Here is a 20181-nt window from a genome sequence, read left to right as displayed (position 1 = left end):
GAAGATCCTGACACCGGGGTAATCCGTGAAAAAGCTCTCCGAACGACGACGCCATCCGCTGGCGGCGGTCGTCGTCCTACTCCTCGCGCTGGCGGCAACCGCGTCGGTGTACTCCTTCCTCGCGCCCGCGAGCAAGGCGCAGGCCGACACAACCGCGCAGTCTCTTGCCATCGAAGAGGGCAAGAAGCTTTACTCCGTGGGCTGCGCAACCTGCCACGGGACCGGCGGTCAGGGGTCCTCCGACGGACCGAGCCTGGTGGGTGTCGGCGCCGCGGCGGTCGACTTCCAGGTCGGCACCGGCCGTATGCCGGCCCAGCAGCCGGGCGCACAGATCCCGGCCAAGAAGGTCATCTACTCGCAGGCCGAGATCGACCAGCTCGCGGCGTACATCGCCTCGCTGGGTGCCGGTCCCTCGGTGCCGACGAAGAGCCAGGTCAGCCCCGAGGGCGCGGACATCGCCAAGGGCGGCGAGCTCTTCCGTACCAACTGCGCGCAGTGCCACAACTTCACCGGAAAGGGCGGCGCGCTGACGCACGGCAAGTTCGCGCCGAGCCTTGAGGGTGTCGACCCGAAGCACATCTACGAGGCCATGCAGACCGGCCCGCAGAACATGCCGTCCTTCCCCGACACCACGCTGTCGGAAAAGAACAAGAAGGACATCATCGCGTACCTCGGCGCGGTCAACGGTGACAACACCGAGAGCCCGGGCGGTCTGGAGCTGGGCGGCCTCGGGCCGGTCAGTGAAGGCCTCTTCGGCTGGATCTTCGGTCTTGGCGCCCTGGTCGCCGTCGCCGTCTGGGTCGCCGCTCGGACCGCAAAGGCCAAGAAGTCATGAGTAGCCAAGACATTCCAGAAGAGAACCTGCCCGCTGAGCAGGTCGACGAGCACGGTCATCGTGCGGTAGCCGTCACGGACGAGACGAACCCGTTCGCGGACCCGGGCCTGCCGCCCCACGAGCACCGCGTCCAGGACATCGACGAGCGGGCCGCCAAGCGGTCCGAGCGCGTCGTCGCCATGCTGTTCACGCTGTCGATGCTGGCCACCGTCGGCTTCATCGCCTCGTACGTGGCGATCCCGAACGACAAGTCGATCTACGTCTTCCCGATCGGGCACATCAGCGCGATGAACTTCGCGCTGGGGATGACCCTCGGTGTGGCGCTGTTCGCGATCGGCGCGGGCGCGGTCCACTGGGCCCGCACCCTGATGTCCGACATGGAGATCCCCGCCGAGCGTCACCCGATCGAGGCGCCGCCCGAGGTCAAGGCCCAGGTCCTGGCCGACTTCAAGCAGGGTGCCAAGGAGTCCGCGCTCGGCCGCCGCAAGCTGATCCGCAACACGATGTTCGGCGCGCTGGCCCTGTTCCCGCTCTCCGGCGTCATGCTGCTGCGCGACCTCGGCACGCTGCCCGGCGACAAGCTGCGCCACACGCTGTGGTCCAAGGGCAAGCTGCTCGTCAACATGAACACGAACGAGCCGCTGCGTGCCTCTGATGTCGCCGTCGGCTCGCTCACCTTCGTCAAGCCCGAGGGCCTGGAGGAGCACGACGAGGACTTCCAGGTCCAGATCGCCAAGGCGGCCGTGATGATCGTCCGGCTCCAGCCGGAGAACATCAAGGACAAGCGCGAGCTCGCCTGGTCGCACGAGGGCATCGTGGCGTACTCGAAGATCTGCACCCACGTCGGTTGCCCGATCTCCCTGTACGAGCAGCAGACGCACCACGTGCTCTGCCCCTGCCACCAGTCCACCTTCGACCTCTCCGACGGTGCCCGAGTGATCTTCGGCCCGGCCGGTCACGCCCTGCCGCAGCTGCGCATCGGTGTGAACGAACAGGGCTACCTCGAAGCGCTCGGCGACTTCGAAGAGCCCGTCGGTCCTGCCTTCTGGGAGCGCGGATGAGCACTACCACCACCTCAGACTCGCGCTCGCGCGAGAAAGCACCCGCAGGTGAGCGGGTAGCCGACTGGGCCGACGGCCGCCTGGGGATCTACTCCCTGGCCAAGGCCAACATGCGCAAGATCTTCCCCGACCACTGGTCGTTCATGTTGGGTGAGGTCTGCCTCTACAGCTTCATCATCATCATCCTCACGGGTGTGTATCTGACGCTGTTCTTCCACCCGTCGATGAACGAGGTCACGTACCACGGCAGCTATGTCCCGTTGCAGGGACAGCTGATGTCCGAGGCGTTCAACTCGACCATGCACATCTCCTTCGAGGTGCGCGGTGGTCTGCTGATCCGGCAGATCCACCACTGGGCGGCGCTGATCTTCCTCGCCGGCATGTTCGTGCACATGATGCGCGTGTTCTTCACGGGTGCGTTCCGCAAGCCGCGTGAGGTCAACTGGCTGTTCGGCTTCCTGCTGTTCGTCCTGGGCATGTTCACCGGCTTCACCGGTTACTCGCTCCCGGACGACCTGCTCTCCGGCACCGGTGTCCGCTTCATGGAGGGCGCGGTCCTGTCCGTGCCGATCGTGGGCACGTACCTGGCGTTCTTCCTCTTCGGCGGGCAGTTCCCGGGCGGCGACTTCGTGTCCCGCTTCTACTCGGTGCACATCCTGCTGCTGCCGGGCATCATGCTCGGCCTGGTCGTCGGCCACCTGATCCTGGTCTTCTACCACAAGCACACGCAGTTCGCGGGCGCCGGCAAGACGAACAACAACGTCGTCGGCATGCCGCTGCTGCCGGTCTACATGGCCAAGGCCGGAGGCTTCTTCTTCCTGGTCTTCGGTGTCATCGCGGCCATCGCGGCGATCGCCTCGATCAACCCGATCTGGGCGATGGGCCCCTACCGTCCGGACATGGTGTCCACGGGCGCCCAGCCCGACTGGTACATGGGCTTCTCCGAAGGCCTGATCCGTGTCATGCCGGGCTGGGAGATCAACGTCTGGGGCCACACCCTCGTCCTGGGTGTGTTCATCCCGCTGATGATCTTCCCGCTGGTCCTGGTCGCGATCGCGGTCTACCCGTTCATCGAGTCCTGGGTCACCGGAGACAAGCGCGAGCACCACATCCTGGACCGCCCGCGCAACGTCCCGACCCGGACCGCGTTCGGCGCCGCCTGGATCAGCTGGTACTTCGTCCTCCTCGTCGGTGGTGGCAACGACATCTGGGCCACGCACTTCCACCTGTCGATCAACTCGATCACCTGGTTCGTGCGCGTCGGCTTCTTCGTCGTGCCGGTCATCGTGTTCCTCGCCACCAAGCGGATCTGCCTCGGCCTCCAGCGCCGCGACCGCGACAAGGTGCTGCACGGCCGCGAGTCGGGCATCATCAAGCGGCTGCCGCACGGCGAGTTCATCGAGGTGCACGAGCCGCTCGGCCAGGAGGCCCTGCACACGCTCACCGCGCACGAGCAGTACAAGCCCGCCGAGATCGGCCCGACGGTCGACGAGAACGGTGTCGAGCGCAAGGTGAAGGGCACCGAGAGGCTGCGCGCCAAGCTCAGCGAGGGCTTCTACGGGGAGGAAAGCCAGATCCCCAAGCCCACGGTCGACGAGTACAAGGAGATCACGAGCGGCCACGGCCACCACTGATCTTCCGGCCGGCTGGCCGGTCCTTGTTGATCGCCACGGCAAGAGCCCCCGTCCAATGCCCGGACGGGGGCTCTTTGCCGTCCCTCCGGCTGGATAGGGTGGACTCGCCCCTGCGCATAGGGGTGAGTCCACCCGTGTACGTCCACGCACGTACGAATCTACGAACCCAGGAGCGACCATGAGCGCTGTGAACCCCGCTGGAGGCAACACCGCGGCGGCCCGCTCCTGGCCCGTGGTGCTGAACGGCCTGCTCGACGGCCGCGACCAGAGCGCGGACGACACGGCCTGGGCGATGGACCGCATCATGAGCGGCGAGGCCACGGACGCGCAGATCGCCGGGTTCGTGGTGGCGCTGCGGGCCAAGGGTGAGACGGTCGAGGAGATCACCGGGCTCGTGCGGACGATGTACGAGCACGCGAACGTGATCGAGGTGCCGGGGGAGACCGTCGACATCGTCGGTACGGGCGGTGACGGCGCGAAGACGGTGAACATCTCCACCATGTCGTCGATCGTCATCGCCGGGACCGGCGCCAAGGTCGTCAAGCACGGCAACCGGGCCGCGTCCTCCGCGTCCGGCGCCTCGGACGTCCTGGAGAAGCTCGGCGTCAATCTGGAGCTGACCCCGAAGAGGGTGGCCGAGGTGGCCGAGGAAGCAGGGATCACCTTCTGCTTCGCGGTGAAGTTCCATCCGGCGCTGCGTCATGTGGCCGCGGCGCGCGGGCAGTTGGGGATCCGGACGGTGTTCAACTTCCTCGGTCCGCTGACGAACCCGGCGCGGGTGCGGGCGCAGGCGGTCGGGGTCGCGGACGCCCGGATGGCGCCGATCGTGGCGGGTGTCTTCGCCGAGCGCGGCAACTCGTCGCTGGTCTTCCGCGGCGACGACGGCCTGGACGAGCTGACCACCACCGCGACGTCCCGGGTCTGGATCGTCCGCGACGGCAAGATCACCGAGGAGCGCTTCGACCCGCGGGACGTCGGCCTCGATCTCGTCCCCGTGGAGGCGCTGCGTGGGGCTGACGCGTCCTACAACGCGGACATCGCCCGGCGCCTGCTGAACGGCGAGACGGGCCCCGTACGGGACGCGGTGCTGCTGAACTCGGCGGCGGCCCTGGTCGCCCTGTCCCCGACCGACGCACCGCTCGCGGAGCAGCTGCGGGGCGGGATGGCGAAGGCGGCGGAGGCCATTGACTCGGGGGCGGCGAAGCGGACGTTGGAGCGCTGGGTGGAGATCAGCAACGCCTAGGCGTGCGGCGGGGGCCAGGTTTGCGCCCCCGCCGCCTCTGCCCGTCCCATCCCTGGTGGCTCCGCCCCCAGACCCCCGCCAGGGGCGCTGCGCCCCTCCTGGCGTCCCGCTATCCGGACACCGGGGTTGCGGGGGGAAGACCGTGTGGCAGGATGCTGCACAAGGTCATGAGCGACAGCCATGAGGCCCCGGCCGGCTGTCCGGCAACCCTCCGTCCGTGGCGGGGTGCCCCGGGTGAAGACCAGGTCGTAGGCAGTGAGGTCTACGGCAAGCGCGGACCCCTCGCCCTCTTTCGAGTGGACACAGTCCAGGGGTCCTGGTCGTTCGAGGGAGCCTTCTGTGAGCAAGCGAATGCGATAGGGCGTAGAGCCCCGCCTCCGCATACCCCCTTTGCCTTTTTTCCTGCGTTGAGCCGTACTGGCGTACTCCCGTACCCCCCCGTGTACCCGGCTCGCGCAGCGATTCCGCCTGCCTCTCACAGGAGCTCGCCATGTCTGTCTCCACCGCTGCCGCCGACCAGTCCGTTTGTGCCCCTCTGTCCGTTCTGGGGCGAGATGTCACCGTTCCGCTCGTCACCGGTGGCGAGGTCACCTACGCCGCGCTCGACTACGCCGCCAGCGCCCCGGCCCTGCAGCGGGTCTGGGACGACGTCGCCGCGTACGCCCCGTACTACGGCAGTGTGCACCGCGGCGCCGGGTACCTCTCCCAGCTGTCCACCGATCTCTTCGAGAACGCCCGCAGGACCGTCGGCGAGTTCCTCGACTGCCGGGACGGCGACCAGGTCGTCTTCACCCGCTCCACCACCGACTCGCTCAACCTGCTCGCCGCCGCCCTTCCGGCCGACTGCCAGGTGTTCGTCTTCGAGACCGAGCACCACGCCTCGCTGCTGCCGTGGAAGGACGCGCGGGTCACGTACCTCGACGCGCCCCGCACCCCCCAGCAGGCGGTCTCGACCCTGGAGCGCGCCCTCGCCGGCCGCGACCCCCACGGCCCGGCCCTCGTCTGCGTCACCGGCGCCTCGAACGTCACCGGCGAGCTGTGGCCGGTGCGCGAGCTGGCCGCCGCGGCGCACGCGCACGGCGCCCGCATCGTCCTCGACGCCGCGCAGCTGGCCCCGCACCACCCGGTGTCCCTCCGCGACCTCGACGTCGACTGGGTCGCCTTCTCCGGACACAAGCTGTACGCGCCCTTCGGCTCCGGCGTCCTCGCGGGCCGCTCCGACTGGCTGCGCGAGGCCGAGCCGTACCTCGCGGGCGGCGGCGCCAGCCGCCAGGTCACGCGCCGCAGGGACGGGGGAGTGGACGTGGAGTGGCACGAGAGCGCGGCCCGGCACGAGGCCGGTTCGCCGAACGTGATCGGCGCCTACTCCATCGCCTCCGCCTGCAAGGCGCTCACGGAGGCCGGCTTCGACACGCTTCTCGCGCGCGAGCAGCAGCTGATCCGTGCGGTACGGGAGGGGCTCGCGGAGGTGCCCGCCGTGCGCGTCCTCTCCCTCTTCGGCGACGACGCCCCGCGCGTCGGCGTCATCTCCTTCGTCGTCGAGGGCTGGAACAGCTCCCACTTCGCCGCGGCGCTCTCCGCCGAGTACGGCATCGGGGTGCGCGACGGTCTTTTCTGCGCCCACCCGCTGGTGCGCACGCTCCTCGGCAGCGACCCGGGGACGCAGGGTGAGTGCGGGGCGCCCGAGGCGGCGCCCGGGGAGAAGTCCCTCAACGCGATCCGGGTCAGCTTCGGGGCCGGTACGCCGGACGAGCATGTGGAGCGCTTCGTGCGGGCCGTGAAGGAACTGGTCCGGGACGGCGCGCGGTGGAGCTACCGCACGGAGGACGGCCGCTGCGTGCCCGCGGTCTGAAGACGGCGGACGGCGCGTGGGGGGTCAGGCACCCTCTTCCTGGGCTCCGCTCCCCACTCACCCGCGCCTACTCACCCCTACCTAGCTGTCGAGGCCGATCGCGAAAGCCGCCTCCAGGTCGTGCTGGGAGTACGTGCGGAACGCGACGTGGGTGTCCGTCGCCTCGACGCCGGGGATCTTGCTGATCTTGCCGGGGATGACGTCCGCGAGGTCGTCGTGGGCCTTCACCCGGACCATGGCGATCAAGTCGTATGTGCCGGTGACGGAGAAGACCTCGCTGACACTGTCCAGCGCGGCGATCGACTCGGCGATCTCGGGGATCCGGTCCACGCTGGTCTTGATGAGCACGATCGCGGTGATCACGGCTGGTTTTCTCCCTCGGGTGCTGCTGCTGGGGTTTTCACTCTAGTCGGCCGACCGAACCGCACCCACGCGTAGACGAAGCCCACCGAGAAGCCCACCAGGTGGGCCAGATAGGCGACCCCGGGACCCGAGGGGCTGCGGCCCGCCGCCAGCCACTGAAGGGTCGCCCAGAAGGGCAGCACCACCCAGGCGGGGAAGCGCAGCGGCAGGAAGAAGAGGAACGGGAAGAGACTGGTCACCCGGGCCTTGGGGAACAGGTACAGGAACGCGCCGAGGACGGCGGAGATCGCTCCTGAGGCGCCGACGAGGGTCTGCTCGGAGGTGGAGTTCGCGATCGCGTAGCCCAGCAGGGCGAGATAGCCGCAGGCCACGTAGAAGACGGCGAACTGGACGTGGCCCATGCGTTCCTCGGTCATCGCCCCGAACACATAGAAGAAGAGCATGTTGCCCAGGAGGTGGAGCCAGCTGCCGTGGATGAACAGGGCCGTGGCCGGGGTGAGCAGGGCGCTCGGGGTCCCGCCGAGGAGCTCGGCGGGGATCACGCCCCAGCGCCGGAAGTAGGCACGCTGGGCGACCAGCAGCTCGTCCCCGGTGCCGTACCCCGGATTGAGTCCCGAGGCCGGGCCGATCAGGAAGATCAGACAGCACAGGATGATCAGCCCGTACGCCACCGGCGCGGACTGACCCCGCATCGCTCTGCCGACTGTCGTACCCCGTTTGCTGATCATGGACCAGAGCATGACGTAACCGGACCGATGTGCACAGAGTGCCTCGCCGCCGTGGACGGCCGAGCGTCGAGTACCCGCCAGGCCGTAGGGTAACGAGCCACACGCACCAGAGACTGGCGCTGGACGGACACTAGAAGGAAAGCGACTGCCACATGACGGTTCCCCTGCCGACCGCCGAGACTCGCTGGCGCTGCATGCTCTGCGGCAACCTCACGCGATTCGACGTGACCCGCTCCTCCAAGGTCGTCGAGTATGTGCACCTCGACCTCGCCGGTGAGCCGAACGTCGAGGAGCGTGAGGTGGTCAGTGAGACCATCGAGTCGGTGCGCTGCCGCTGGTGCAACGCGGTGGATCAGGTGGAACTGGTGGACAGGCCGGGCGCCGGCTCCTGAGGGAGCGGGCCCCGCACAGACATTGGGGTGACGGATGGTGGAGACCACAGGCGGGGAGCCGGACGACGGCACCGCTGAGGTGCTCGACCGTCCGCTGCCCGACGGCGTGCGCCGACGTGTCGTGCAGATCGTGTCGGACGGGTTCGGCGGGTTGACCATCGCCGAATTGCCCGCCCAATTGCGGCAGTATGCGCGGTTCGCTCCCAACCGGCGGGCGAAGTTCGCCGGTAACGCCATGGCTGCCGCGCTGGAGACCGACCCGCTGTTCAGGCAGCGTATCGCCGAGAAGCTCAGAGAGGCGCAGCCGGAGCTCGCCGGCGCCCTCGACTCGGGCGCGCCGCCACCGGCCGCGGATCCGCTGGACGTGGCGGCCGCGGCCTATGTGCTGCGCCCCGTCGGCTGGGTGAAGTTGGTGACCGCGGCGGGCGAGGAGGCCCTGCGGGCGGACGCCGAGCGGGCCGACGAGGAGAGCCGGGCCGAGCTGGAGCGGCTGCGCGAGGAGCTCGCGGAGGCGCGCGGGCAGACCAGGGCCGAAACCGAGCGGTTGCGTACGGAGTTGGAGTCGGCGAAGAAGGAAGCCGAATCGCTTCACCGTAAGTTGCGCGGCGCCCTCAGCGACGTCAAGCGGGGCGAGGCCGCGCTGCGCAAACTGCAGGGCGAGATGGACACCGGGCGGGCGGAGGGGCAGGCCCAGGTGTCCGCCGCCGAGAGCGAGACCCGGCGGCTCAAGGCGCGGCTCGCGGAGGCCGAGGCGGCCTTGGAGGCCACTCGCAAGGCGGCCCGCGAGGGACGCAGCGTCGAGGACATGCGCGTACGCCTGCTGCTCGACACCGTGCTGGACGCGGCGCAGGGGCTACGGCGCGAACTCGCGTTGCCACCCGTTTCCGTACGGCCCGCGGAGACCGTGGACGCGGTCGAACCGGGACGGATGACACCAAAGGACATCGCCACCCGTGCGCTGTCCGAAAACGATCCCGCGATCCTCGACCAGCTGCTCGCGCTCCCGCAGGCGCATCTGGTCGTCGACGGCTACAACGTCACCAAGACCGGCTATCCGCAGATGCCGCTCGAGAAGCAGCGGCTGCGGCTGCTCGGACAGCTGTCGCAGCTCGCCGCGCAGACCGGGGCCGAGGTGACCTGTGTCTTCGACGGGGCCGAGCTGGCCGCGCCCGTGCTGCTCGCGCCGCCGCGCGGGGTGCGGGTGCTGTTCTCCAAGCCGGGTGTCACCGCGGACGAGTTGATCCGCCAGCTGGTGCGCGCCGAGCCGCCAGGGCGGCCCGTCATCGTCGTCTCCACCGACCGTGAGGTGGCCGACGGGATCGCCAAGGCGGGCGCGCGGCCGGTCGCCTCGGTGGTGCTTCTCAAGCGATTTTCGCGCAGTTGACCTTCTGGGCCCTACGTCCCATAGGGCTCGTAAGTCCCATGCATAACATCTGGGCGTGATGCCCGAATTGGCGAAACCTTCACGCAACGTAGCGTCAAGCCCGGATCACTGCACGTGAGTTGAGTGTAAAGAATGCGCTGGGTGACAAAGAATTATCAGGTTTGGATTTGAACTGATCACAGGAAGGTCACTAGGGTCGGGGCTCGAACCTCCACTCGGGTGATCACTCATCGGGAGTGACGGTGGGGGGACACCGCCCGTCGGCGACTCGGCAGGCGGCTGGAGGAAGAAGGAGCTCGCCTTCGTGGCGTCCCACCGTCGACCCAAGCAGCCGAGCCGCACCCGTGTGACCGTGCTCACCACCGTCGCCGCCGCTGCCGTGGCCCTCAGCGCCAACGCCGCCAACGCCGCGCCCAGCGAGAAGCTGAGCAAGGACGAGGTCAAGGCCAAAGTCGACCAGCTCTACCAGGAGGCCGAGCAGGCCACCGAGAAGCTCGACGGGGCCAAGGAGAAGCAGGACAAGCTGGACAAGGAAATCAGCACCCTGCAGGACAACGTGGCCCGCGGTCAGGACGAGCTCAACACCCTGCGCGACGGCCTCGGTTCGATGGCCAGCGCCCAGTACCGCACCGGTGGCATCGACCCCTCCGTGCAGCTCTTCCTCTCCTCGGACCCGAGCGACTACCTCGACAAGGCGTCCACGATGGACCAGCTGAGCAGTCAGCAGGTCGAGGCGCTGAAGAAGGTCCAGGAGAAGCAGCGCGAGCTCGCCCAGGAGCGTCAGGAAGCCTCCGCGAAGCTCAAGGACCTCTCCGACACCCGTACGGAACTCAAGAAGAAGAAGCAGGAAGTCCAGGGCAAGCTCGCCGACGCGCAGAAGCTCCTGAACACCCTGACGGCCAAGGAGAAGGCCGCCCTCGACGAGCAGCAGGCCCGCGCCAGCCGCGCCAGCGCGCGCAGCGTCCTCAACGGCCCCATCGAGGCCGGCTCCGGGCGCGCCGGCGCCGCGTTCTCCGCCGGACAGACCAAGGTCGGCAGGCCGTACCAGTGGGGCGCCACCGGCCCCAGCGAGTTCGACTGCTCGGGCTTCACCTCCTGGTCGTACGCCCAGGCCGGTGTCTCCATCCCGCGTACCTCGGAGTCGCAGGCGAACATCGGCACCCGCATCTACTCGCAGAGCGATCTGCAGGTCGGCGACCTGGTCTTCTTCTTCAGCGACATCCACCACGTCGGTCTCTACGCGGGCAACGGCCAGGTGCTGCACGCCCCGCGCACCGGAACGGACGTGCGCTACGAGTCGATGAGCACCATCGGCGGGGCGTTCCAGTTCGGCGTCCGGGTCTGATCCGGCTCACCGAACCCTCCGAAGTCCCCCTCGAAACCCTCCGAAGTCTCCCTCGAACCTTCCGGAGTTCCCCTCGCCACGCCGCCCGAACGGGCGAATCGCGGTAACTCCCGCTGACCCCACGCCCCGTCGGTGACCTGCGTCTCCGGCGGGGCGTCGTGTTGTATGCCCGCCGAGGTCTTTGGTCGGTGTGTAGTCGCACGGCTACTGTCTGGCGCGTTTCCCCCCAACTCCGGGGGACCGTCAGTGGAAGGGAGAGCGGCTACTCGTGGGGTCCCATCGCCGCCGTGCACCGTCCGGGTTCGACCGGGGCGTCAGCGCCGCGGGCATCGCCGGCATCGCCGGCAGAGTCTTCTGGGTGGTGTCCGTCGCGGCCGCCGCACTGGGGGCCGTACCGGCCGCCGCAGCACCGAAGGACGACACCCGGGCCGAGGTGGACCGCCTGTACACCCAGGCGGAGAAGGCCACCGAGGCGTTCGACAAGGCCGACGAACGCGCCGGCGCACTGCGCGAAGAGGTGAGTACGGAACAGGACCGGATCGCCCGGCAGCAGGAGCGCATCAACACCATGCGGGACGCGCTCGGTTCGCTCGCCGGGGCGCAGTACCGGGCGGGCGGCCTCGACCCCTCCCTGGCGCTGCTCTTCTCCGACGACCCCGCCGAGTACCTGGAGCGGGCTGCGGCGCTCGACCGGATCAACACCCACCAGGCAGGCGAACTCAAGGACCTTCAGTTCGCCATGCGCGACCTCGCCCAGGAGCACGAGGAGGCGACCGCCAAACTCGCCGAGCTGGAGAAGAGCACCGAGGCCGTCGCCCAGCACAAGCGGACCGTGGAGCGGAAGCTGGCCAAGGCGCGGCAACTGCTCAACGCGCTGCCGTCCGCCGAGCGCGCCGCCTTCGACCGGCCCTCCCGCTCCGGACGCGCCGACATCCCCGGTCTCGGCAGTGCCGCAGCCGGCCTCGGCAGTGCCGCGCCCGCCTCGGGACGCGCCGAGACCGCCCTCGCCGCGGCCCGCTCCGCGCTCGGCCGCCCGTACGTGTGGGGCGCCAACGGGCCCGGCGGCTTCGACTGTTCGGGCCTCATGCAGTGGGCGTACCGGCAGGCCGGGGTCGGGCTGCCGCGCACCTCGCAGGAACAGCGGTACGCCGGACGGCAGGTGCCGCTCTCCCAGGCGCAGCCCGGTGACCTCGTCACCTACCGCTCCGACGCCAGCCATGTCGCGATGTATGTGGGCAACGGCCAGGTGATCCACGCGCCCTATCCCGGAGCGCCGGTTCGCTACGACCCGGTGGGCATGATGCCGATCTCGTCCGTCACACGGGTCTGAGACGCGGGCCTGGGACGCGGGTCTGGGACACCGTTCTGGGACACGGGTCCGAACGCTCGGCCCGGGCGCCGTACGATCGGGAACGTGGCTGGTCGAGGGCGTGCGTCGCGGGCGGGGTGTGCGCTGATGTGTTCCCTGACGCTGCTGCTCGCCGTGCTGACCGGCTGCGGCGGGCGGTCGGCCCCGGACACCGCGTCCGCCGATGTGCAGCGGGTCCTGGACCGGCGGGCCGTCGCGGTCCTGGACCGGAACGAGTCGGCCTACCGGGCCACCGGGGAACCGTCCGGGTCGGTCGCGGAGTTCACACGGCTGCGCGCCGTCCCGCTGGCCGCCTGGTCGTACCGCCTGACGGACCTGCACCACTCCGGCGACCGGGCCACCGCCGACGCCGAGCTGCGCTACCGCATCCAGGGCTACGACAAGGCGCCCGTCAGCACCGCGCGCACCCTGCGTCTGACCCGCGGCGGCGGTGCCTGGCGGGTCGCCTCCGACGAGCCCGCCGAGAAGACCGGTCAGCAGCTGTGGGAGCAGGGGGCGGTGACGGTCGTCCGGGGCGAGCACAGCCTCGTCCTGGGGGTCGGACAGTCCGGCGAACGTCTGCGCGCGTACGCCGCTCTCGCGGACCACGCCGTGCCCGCCGTCTCGTCGGCGTGGGGCACGGACTGGTCGGGGCACGTCGTCGTGCTCGTACCGAAGTCGCTGGAGGGCATGGCGGGGCTGCTGGGCGCGCCGGCGTCCGGGTACCGGGGGATCGCGGCGGTCACCACCGGCGAGGTGGGAGGCTCCGCGAAGGCGCCCGCGGACCGGGTCATCGTCAACCCCGAGGCCTACGGCGTCCTCGGTGACTTCGGCAAGCAGGTCGTGCTCACCCACGAGACGACGCACGTCGCCACCCGCGCCCACACCACCGCGGCAACGCCCCTGTGGCTCTCCGAGGGCTTCGCGGACTGGGTCGGCTACCGCGGCAGCGGCCGTACGGCGGCCCAGGCGGCACCGGAGCTCGAACGGGCCGTGCTCGACGGGCATGTGCCGGCCGCTCTGCCGGACGACAAGGACTTCGGGTTCACCGGGGACGCGGCGCGGCTGGCGCGGGCGTACGAGGGCGGCTGGATGGCCTGCCGCCTCATCGCCGACCGCTGGGGCGAGGCCCGGCTGAACGAGTTCTACCGGGCCGTCGGCGACCACAAGAAGCGGGCCGGGGCGGTCGAGGGCGCGCTGCGGGACGTGCTGCACACGACGCCGCAGAAGTTCACGGAGCAGTGGCGGGCGTATCTGAAGGCGCGGCTCGGCTGAATCAGCGCCCCGTCGTGTCCAACTGGGCGATGCCGCTGCGTGGCCCTGGCGGTGGGCCCGCGCGCCCTGCGCCGGAACGCGCTGCTGCGCGAGGCCGCGGCGGTACGGCCCTCGGAGGCGACCGGCGCCGCACTCCGCCGCACCCTGCGCACCGGCCTGCCGATGTCCGCCGACTTCACCGTGCGGCAGGGCGGGGCGCTGGTCCCGGTCGCGATCGTGGCCCGGCTCGGGGTGACGGCCGTCGCCGCGTACTCCATCGCGTACAAGGTCATGTACCTCGCGACCATGGCCTTCTGCTCGGTGCGGCAGACCGCCTCGATCCACACCGCGCCCGGCGTCAGGAGGAGCGCAGGGTCTCCTTGGTGCGGGCGGCCTGAGCGGGCAAAGTCGGGGCCGGGTCGGACACGGTGCTCCGCCACAGTTCCAGGGCGGCGAGCAGCGCGGCGATCACCAGGAGGCCGTTGCGGAGGAAGAGCAGGGTGATGCCGAGCGAGTCGCTGGACACGACGTGCGAGAACCAGAACGGGAACTCCAGGACGGTCACGAAGCACGCGCTCAGCACCAGCCCGACCGGCAGGGTCATCCGGCTGCCCCGGAAGCACAGGCAGACCGCGCCGATCCCGACCAGCCACACCATGTACTGCGGGCTGATCACCCGGCTGGTGGCCGTGAACATCAGCACCGCCACGAACGCGGCGTCGGCGAGCGTGTGCGACCGCAGATGCCTGGCGCACAGCCGCCACAGCAGCAGCCAGCCGAAGGCGACCGCGGAGAGGACGAGGGCCGCCGTGCTCACCACGTCGACGCCCGGGCCGAGGAACTCCACCGAGCCGTAGTTCAGCAGCACCTGCCCGTTCCAGCCGAAGTGCCGGGCCACGTGGAAGACGAGGGAGCCCAGCGACTCCACCTCGGTGCCGCGATTGCGCTGGAAGGTCAGGAAGGAGAAGGCGCCGGGCATCGCCAGCCCGAACAGCACCGCGATCCCCCCGGCGGTGACCGCCGCCGCGGCCCACGCGCGGCGCTTCACGGCCCCGACGAGCAGCAGCACCGGCCACACCTTCACCAGCGCACCGAAGCCCGCGAGAGTTCCCATCACACGCGGATGGCGGGCCCCCGCGAAGAGCGCCGCGACCGCCAGGGCCGTCACCATCAGGTCGTAACGGGCATAGACCGTCGGTCCCAGCAGCGGGACGCCGATCGCCCACACCCAGGCGCCGCGCAGCGTCTTGCCGGGGCGCAGACCGGCGTACTGGAGCAGCCCGAAGACCATCAGGTCGGCGAGGAAGGCCAGCACGAAGAAGGCCGACGGGTAGTCGAGGAAGGGCAGCAGCGCGGGGGAGAGGATCGCGAGCGAGGCGGCCGGCGGGTACTGCCAGGTGACGTCGTCGAGCGGGAAGGCGCCGGTGCGCAGGATCTCGTACCAGCCCTGGTAGATCACCGAGACGTCGCTGGTGACGTCCGGGCCCGGGAAGACGAACACCTTGAAGACGAAGAGCAGCAGCACCAGCCTGGTCAGGCCCCAGGTTCCCAGCAGCGCGTACGGAAACCTCTCCCCCCTACTGCCTGTCATGCCCACCTGACCCTCGTTCGTCGGCTGCTTGTCCGGTTGTGCGGAAACATGATGACGCACCGGGCTGTGCGAGGGCCATGAAGCGCGGCCGTACGGCACTGTGAGTACCGGCCGGATACAGCTTCGCCCTTCCGTACCGCCCGCGTGCGGTTTCACTGGTTTCGGTAGGGTCGAGCGCGATGCACAAGACCCTGATCGTGACCAACGACTTCCCGCCCCGGCCCGGCGGCATCCAGGCCTTCCTGCACAACATGGCGCTGCGCCTGGACCCCGAGCGGTTCGTCGTCTACGCCTCCACCTGGAAGCGCGGCCGCGAGGGCGCCCTGGCGACGGCCGCCTTCGACGCCGAGCAGCCCTTCACCGTCGTCCGGGACCGCACGACGATGCTGCTGCCGACACCGGGCGCCACCCGGCGCGCCGTCGGGCTGCTGCGCGAGCATGGCTGTACGTCGGTGTGGTTCGGGGCGGCGGCCCCGCTCGGCCTGATGGCGCCCGCGCTGCGCAGGGCGGGCGCCGAGCGCCTGGTGGCCACCACGCACGGTCACGAGGCCGGCTGGGCCCAGCTGCCGGCCGCGCGCCGGCTGCTGCGCCGGATCGGCGAGTCCACGGACACGATCACCTACCTCGGCGAGTACACGCGCTCGCGCATCGCGTCCGCACTGACGCCCGAGGCCGCGTCCCGCATGGTCCAGCTGCCGCCGGGGGTCGACGAGAAGACCTTCCACCCCGGCTCGGGCGGCGACACGATCCGCGCCCGTCTCGGCCTCACCGACCGCCCGGTGGTGGTCTGCGTCTCCCGCCTGGTCCCGCGCAAGGGCCAGGACACGCTGATCCTCGCCATGCCCCGCATCCTCGCCAAGGAGCCGGACGCGGTGCTGCTGATCGTCGGCGGCGGCCCGTACGAGCAGGACCTGCGCAAGCTGGCGTACGACACCGGGGTCGCCGACGCGGTCCGCTTCACCGGCGCGGTCCCCTGGTCGGAGCTGCCGGCCCACTACGGCGCGGGCGACGTCTTCGCGATGCCCTGCCGCACCCGCCGCGGCGGCCTCGACGTGGAGGGCCTCGGCATCGTCTACCTGGAGGCCTCCGCGACCGGCCTTCCCGTCGTCGCCGGCGACTCCGGCGGCGCCCCCGACGCGGTCCTCGACGGTGAAACGGGCTGGGTGGTCCGTGGCGACTCCCCCGACGACTCGGCCGACCGCGTCATCACCCTCCTCGGCGACTCCGAACTCCGCCGCCGCATGGGCGAACGGGGGAGGGAGTGGGTGGAGGAACGGTGGCGCTGGGACCTCCTGGCGGAACGCCTGAAGGAGTTGCTCTAAGGGGCTGGGGCTGGGGCTGGAGGCTGGTTGCGTCTGGGGGGACTGCAGCGCCCCGGCAGGGGCGCGGGGAACTGCGCGCCCAGCCACAACTCACCCGCACCCGTTCCACTCACCGCAGCGCCCCGATAAGGGGCGCGGGGAACTGCGCAATCAGTTACAACCCACGCGCACTCGTCACACTCCCCGCAGCGCCCCCTGAAATCCCGGCAAAACCCCTAGGCGGAAGCAAATAATCCGCCGATGCTGCGCCCATGACAGAAAAACTGACTCATCATCAGATGAGTAACCGTCAGTTGGCCGCCCGCCATCTGACCAGACGCCAGATCCTCGGCATGGTCGCCCTCCAGACGGCCGCCGCGGCCGGCCTCACCCGCGTAGGCCTCCAGTCCGCCCACGCCGCCGAGCCCGCCGCGGTCGACACCGCCCCCGCGATCGTCATCGGCTCGGGCTACGGCGCCGCCGTGGCCGCCCTCCGTCTCGGCCAGGCCGGCATCCGCACGCTCGTCATAGAGATGGGCAAGCTCTGGAACTCGCCCGGCTCCGACGGCAAGGTCTTCTGCTCCACCAGCGCCCCCGACGAGCGCTCGATGTGGTTCCGCACCCGCACCGAGGCCCCGCTCGCCACCTTCCTCTGGCTGGACGTCGTCAACAAGGACATCAGCCTCTACCCCGGAGTCCTGGACCGGGTCCACTACGACAACATGTCCGTGTACGTCGGCCGAGGCGTCGGCGGCGGCTCGCTGGTCAACGGCGGAATGGCCGTCACACCCCTCCAGTCGTACTTCTCGGAGCAGTTCCCCACCGTCGACGCCGCCGAGATGTACAACACCTACTTCCCGCGCGCCCGCACCATGCTCGGCGTCAACACGGTCGACCCCACCTGGTTCGAGTCCACGGAGTGGTACCAGTTCACCCGCACCTCCCGTAAGGCCGCCGCCAACACCGGCCTGAAGACCACCTTCGTCCCGAACGTCTACGACTTCGCCTACATGCAGCGCGAGGCCGCCGGCACCGCCACCAAGTCGGCGCTCGCGGCCGAGGTCATCTACGGCAACAACTACGGCAAGAAGAGCCTCGACAAGACCTACCTCGCCGCCGCGCTCGGCACCGGCAACGTCACCATCCACACTCTGGAGAAGGTCCGGGCGATCAGCCGGGCCACCGACGGCACGTACACCCTGACCGCCGACCGGATCGACACCACCGGCGCGGTCGTGGAGACCAAGCAGTACAGCTGTACGTACCTCTTCCTGGGCGGCGGCAGCCTCGGCACCACCGAACTCCTCGTCCGGGCCCGGGAGACGGGCACGCTGCCCGCACTGGACGCCGGCGTGGGCACCGGCTGGGGCACCAACGGCAATGTGATGACGGGCCGCGCCAACCACATCTGGGACACCGTCGGTGCCAACCAGTCGACCATGCCGGTCATGGGCATCGACGACTGGGCCAACACGTCCAACCCCGTCTTCGCCGAAATCGCCCCGCTGCCCATGGGGTTGGAGCACTGGATCAGCCTCTACCTCGCGATCACCAAGAACCCGGAGCGCGCGTCCTTCACGTACGACGCGGCGACGGACTCCGCCAAGCTCGGCTGGACCGCCGCCCAGAGCGCGGTCTCCGTGAGCATGGCCAAGAAGCTCTTCGACCGGATCAACTCGGCCAACGCGACGATCTACCGCTACGACCTCTTCGGCAACAACAAGACCTTCGCCGACGACTTCTGCTACCACCCGCTCGGCGGCTGTGTGCTGGGCGAGGCCACGGACAACTACGGCCGGGTCAAGGGGTACCCGCACCTGTACGTCACCGACGGCTCGCTCGTGCCGGGCTCGATCGGTGTGAACCCGTTCGTCACGATCACCGCGCTCGCGGAACGCGGCATGGCGCGGATCCTCGCCGAGGACACCGCGCCATGAGACCCGCCCAGTCGGACCGCTAGCCGCGGTAGATCGCCTCGATCTCGTCCGCGTAGTCCTTCGCCACCACATTGCGCTTGAGCTTCAGGGACGGCGTGAGGTGGCCCGACTCCTCCGTGAACTGGGAGGACAGAATGCGGAACTTCCGCACCGATTCCGCCTTCGACACCGCGGCGTTGCCGTCGTCGACCGCGTCCTGGATCGCGCGCAGCAGATCCGGGTCCTCGCGCAGCGACGCCGCGGTGGAGCCCGCCGGCTTGCCGTGCTCCTCGGCCCAGCGGCCCAGGAACTCCTCGTCGATCGTGACCAGCGCGCCGACGAACGGGCGCCCGTCGCCGACCACCATGCACTCCGCGACCAGCGCGTGCGCGCGGATACGGTCCTCGATCACGGCCGGGGCGACGTTCTTGCCGCCCGCGGTGACGATGATCTCCTTCTTGCGGCCGGTGATCCGGAGGTAGCCGTCCTCGTCGAGGGTGCCGATGTCACCCGTGTGGAACCAGCCGTCCGCGAGCGCCTCGGCGGTCGCGGCCTCGTTGTTCCAGTACCCCTTGAACAGGTGCTCGCCGTGCAGCAGCACCTCGCCGTCGTCGGCGATGCGGATCACGGAACCCGGCAGCGGCTGGCCGACCGTACCGATCTTCGTACGGTCCCAGGGGTTGAAGGCGGTGGCCGCGCAGGACTCCGTCAGGCCGTAGCCCTCCAGGACCGTGAAGCCGATGCCGCGGAAGAAGTGGCCCAGGCGCTCACCGAGCGGAGCGCCGCCGGAGATCGCGTACTCGCCGCGACCGCCCAGCACCGCGCGCAGCTTGCTGTAGACGAGCTTGTCGAAGGTCCTGTACTTGATCTTCAGACCGATCGACGGGCCCGAGGGGGTGTCCAGGGCGCGGCTGTACGCGATCGCCGTGTCCGCCGCCTTGTCGAAGATCTTGCCCTTGCCGTCCGCCTGCGCCTTGGCACGCGCCGAGTTGTAGACCTTCTCGAAGACGCGGGGCACACCGAGGATCAGCGTCGGCCGGAACGCGGCCAGCTCGTCGGTGAGGTTCTTGATGTCCGGGACGCAGCCCAGCTTGATCGGCGCCATCATGGGCGCGACCTGCACCAGCCGCCCGAAGACGTGCGCGAGCGGGAGGAAGAGGAGGACGGAGCACTCGCCCGTACGGAACAGGGGGCGCAGCCGCTCCACGATGTTGCCGCACTCCGCGAAGAAGGCGCGGTGGGTGAGGACACAGCCCTTGGGACGGCCGGTCGTACCACTCGTGTAGACGATGGTCGCCGGGTCGTCGGCCCTGGCGAGCGAGCTGCGCTCCTCGACGGTGGCGTCGCTGACGTCCTGACCGAGCCGCCCCAGCTCCTCCACCCCGCCGGCCTCGATCTGCCAGACGTGCTTGAGAGCGGGCAGCCGGTCGCGCACCGACTCCACGCAGGCCGCGTGCGTGTCCAGCTCGACGATGCAGGCACTCGCGCCCGAGTCGCCGAGTATCCACTGCACCTGCTCGGCCGAACTGGTCTCGTACACCGGCACGGTGATCGCGCCCGCGCTCCAGATCGCGAAGTCGAGCAGCGTCCACTCGTAGCGGGTACGGGACATCAGGCCGACCCGGTCGCCGGGCTGTATGCCCGAGGCGATCAGGCCCTTGGCCGCGGCCCGCACCTCGGCGAGGAAGGCGGTGGCGGTGACGTCCGTCCAAGAGCCGCCCACCTTGCGGGCGATGACGGCGACGTCGGGATGCTGCGCGGCGTTTCTGCGGACGATGTCGGTCAGATTTCCGTCCGCAGGGACCTCATACAAAGCCGGAAGGCTGAACTCGCGCAAGACTGCTGCTCCTCATAGGGCGCCGACGCCACGACGGTGTGTGATGCGACGGAGCGGTCCAAGGCTCGGGCAGGTACCCAGGAACATCATTGTTGAA

16 protein-coding genes, 1 pseudogene and 1 riboswitch are annotated in these 20181 nt (G+C 69.8%); of the genes and pseudogenes, 13 read left to right on the top strand and 4 right to left on the bottom strand.

The annotated features are described in order from the left end of the window. Positions 1-25 precede the first annotated feature (25 nt). The 5 genes from OG747_RS11760 to OG747_RS11740 all read left to right on the top strand — a co-directional run bounded on the left by OG747_RS11760 (position 26) and on the right by OG747_RS11740 (position 6625). Complete coding sequence (locus OG747_RS11760; protein WP_405879264.1) at positions 26-835, top strand: c-type cytochrome; 810 nt, start codon at positions 26-28, stop codon at positions 833-835. Beyond that, entirely contained in the window at positions 832-1896 is a 1065-nt protein-coding gene (locus OG747_RS11755; RefSeq protein WP_405879263.1) for a Rieske 2Fe-2S domain-containing protein, read from the top strand. The genes OG747_RS11760 and OG747_RS11755 overlap by 4 nt, the downstream gene beginning before the upstream one ends. Continuing rightward, entirely contained in the window at positions 1893-3530 is a 1638-nt protein-coding gene (locus OG747_RS11750; RefSeq protein WP_405879262.1) for a cytochrome bc complex cytochrome b subunit, read from the top strand. The genes OG747_RS11755 and OG747_RS11750 overlap by 4 nt, the downstream gene beginning before the upstream one ends. 178 nt (positions 3531-3708) lie before the next feature. Beyond that, positions 3709-4773 (top strand): anthranilate phosphoribosyltransferase, encoded by a 1065-nt coding sequence (gene trpD, locus OG747_RS11745; RefSeq protein WP_405879261.1) that lies wholly within the window; start codon positions 3709-3711, stop codon positions 4771-4773. 163 nt (positions 4774-4936) lie between these two features. Then, a riboswitch (SAM riboswitch) is annotated at positions 4937-5053 on the top strand. Between the two features lie 210 nt (positions 5054-5263). Continuing rightward, positions 5264-6625 (top strand): aminotransferase class V-fold PLP-dependent enzyme, encoded by a 1362-nt coding sequence (locus OG747_RS11740; protein WP_405879260.1) that lies wholly within the window; start codon positions 5264-5266, stop codon positions 6623-6625. 81 nt (positions 6626-6706) lie between these two features. Here the strand turns inward: OG747_RS11740 and OG747_RS11735 are convergent, their stop codons facing one another. Next, a complete protein-coding gene (locus OG747_RS11735; RefSeq protein ID WP_101405598.1) occupies positions 6707-6988 on the bottom strand; it encodes an Lrp/AsnC family transcriptional regulator in 282 nt (93 codons plus the stop codon). Further along, complete coding sequence (locus OG747_RS11730; protein WP_405879259.1) at positions 6985-7716, bottom strand: rhomboid family intramembrane serine protease; 732 nt, start codon at positions 7714-7716, stop codon at positions 6985-6987. The genes OG747_RS11735 and OG747_RS11730 overlap by 4 nt, the downstream gene beginning before the upstream one ends. A 152-nt stretch (positions 7717-7868) precedes the next feature. Here OG747_RS11730 and OG747_RS11725 point away from each other — a divergent pair, with 152 nt between their 5' ends. From OG747_RS11725 to OG747_RS11700, 6 genes and pseudogenes are all read left to right on the top strand, one after another. Then, positions 7869-8108 (top strand): hypothetical protein, encoded by a 240-nt coding sequence (locus OG747_RS11725; protein WP_405879258.1) that lies wholly within the window; start codon positions 7869-7871, stop codon positions 8106-8108. 34 nt (positions 8109-8142) lie between these two features. Continuing rightward, a complete protein-coding gene (locus OG747_RS11720) occupies positions 8143-9492 on the top strand; it encodes an NYN domain-containing protein (protein ID WP_405879256.1) in 1350 nt (449 codons plus the stop codon). Between the two features lie 304 nt (positions 9493-9796). Continuing rightward, complete coding sequence (locus tag OG747_RS11715) at positions 9797-10837, top strand: NlpC/P60 family protein (protein WP_405879255.1); 1041 nt, start codon at positions 9797-9799, stop codon at positions 10835-10837. A 268-nt stretch (positions 10838-11105) separates the two neighbouring features. Continuing rightward, positions 11106-12167, top strand: a complete 1062-nt coding sequence (locus tag OG747_RS11710) for an NlpC/P60 family protein (RefSeq protein WP_405879254.1) — start codon at positions 11106-11108, stop codon at positions 12165-12167. Positions 12168-12293: 126 nt separating this feature from the next. After that, entirely contained in the window at positions 12294-13460 is a 1167-nt protein-coding gene (locus tag OG747_RS11705; protein WP_405879253.1) for a hypothetical protein, read from the top strand. A gap of 21 nt (positions 13461-13481) precedes the next feature. Further along, positions 13482-13790: pseudogene (locus OG747_RS11700) on the top strand (MATE family efflux transporter); the annotation flags it as partial. Between the two features lie 7 nt (positions 13791-13797). Here OG747_RS11700 and OG747_RS11695 read toward each other — a convergent pair. Next, positions 13798-15030, bottom strand: a complete 1233-nt coding sequence (locus OG747_RS11695; protein WP_405879252.1) for a glycosyltransferase 87 family protein — start codon at positions 15028-15030, stop codon at positions 13798-13800. Positions 15031-15209: 179 nt separating this feature from the next. On the opposite strand from OG747_RS11695, the gene OG747_RS11690 reads away from it, so the two are divergent. Both OG747_RS11690 and OG747_RS11685 read left to right on the top strand, forming a co-directional pair. After that, a complete protein-coding gene (locus OG747_RS11690; RefSeq protein ID WP_405879251.1) occupies positions 15210-16352 on the top strand; it encodes a glycosyltransferase family 4 protein in 1143 nt (380 codons plus the stop codon). Between the two features lie 332 nt (positions 16353-16684). Next, positions 16685-18268 carry a GMC oxidoreductase gene (locus tag OG747_RS11685; RefSeq protein ID WP_405885511.1) on the top strand — a complete coding sequence of 528 codons (1584 nt, stop codon included), beginning with the start codon at positions 16685-16687 and terminating at the stop codon, positions 18266-18268. 19 nt (positions 18269-18287) lie between these two features. Here OG747_RS11685 and OG747_RS11680 read toward each other — a convergent pair whose 3' ends face one another. Beyond that, positions 18288-20084 (bottom strand): AMP-dependent synthetase/ligase, encoded by a 1797-nt coding sequence (locus OG747_RS11680; RefSeq protein WP_405879250.1) that lies wholly within the window; start codon positions 20082-20084, stop codon positions 18288-18290. Positions 20085-20181 lie beyond the last annotated feature (97 nt).

The organism is Streptomyces sp. NBC_01384 (genome assembly GCF_045040035.1).
GTDB lineage: Bacteria > Actinomycetota > Actinomycetes > Streptomycetales > Streptomycetaceae > Streptomyces.
This window is presented reverse-complemented; position numbering and strand designations above follow the sequence as displayed.

What these genes read in the sequence shown, in the direction of transcription:
- OG747_RS11705 (WP_405879253.1), top strand. Translation starts at nt 12,294, where the DNA reads ATGTGTTCCCTGACGCTGCTGCTCGCCGTGCTGACCGGCTGCGGCGGG.
- OG747_RS11695 (WP_405879252.1), bottom strand. Translation starts at nt 15,030, where the DNA reads ATGACAGGCAGTAGGGGGGAGAGGTTTCCGTACGCGCTGCTGGGAACC.
- trpD (WP_405879261.1), top strand. Translation starts at nt 3,709, where the DNA reads ATGAGCGCTGTGAACCCCGCTGGAGGCAACACCGCGGCGGCCCGCTCC.
- OG747_RS11720 (WP_405879256.1), top strand. Translation starts at nt 8,143, where the DNA reads ATGGTGGAGACCACAGGCGGGGAGCCGGACGACGGCACCGCTGAGGTG.
- OG747_RS11740 (WP_405879260.1), top strand. Translation starts at nt 5,264, where the DNA reads ATGTCTGTCTCCACCGCTGCCGCCGACCAGTCCGTTTGTGCCCCTCTG.
- OG747_RS11685 (WP_405885511.1), top strand. Translation starts at nt 16,685, where the DNA reads ATGGTCGCCCTCCAGACGGCCGCCGCGGCCGGCCTCACCCGCGTAGGC.
- OG747_RS11690 (WP_405879251.1), top strand. Translation starts at nt 15,210, where the DNA reads ATGCACAAGACCCTGATCGTGACCAACGACTTCCCGCCCCGGCCCGGC.
- OG747_RS11750 (WP_405879262.1), top strand. Translation starts at nt 1,893, where the DNA reads ATGAGCACTACCACCACCTCAGACTCGCGCTCGCGCGAGAAAGCACCC.
- OG747_RS11755 (WP_405879263.1), top strand. Translation starts at nt 832, where the DNA reads ATGAGTAGCCAAGACATTCCAGAAGAGAACCTGCCCGCTGAGCAGGTC.
- OG747_RS11730 (WP_405879259.1), bottom strand. Translation starts at nt 7,716, where the DNA reads ATGATCAGCAAACGGGGTACGACAGTCGGCAGAGCGATGCGGGGTCAG.
- OG747_RS11725 (WP_405879258.1), top strand. Translation starts at nt 7,869, where the DNA reads ATGACGGTTCCCCTGCCGACCGCCGAGACTCGCTGGCGCTGCATGCTC.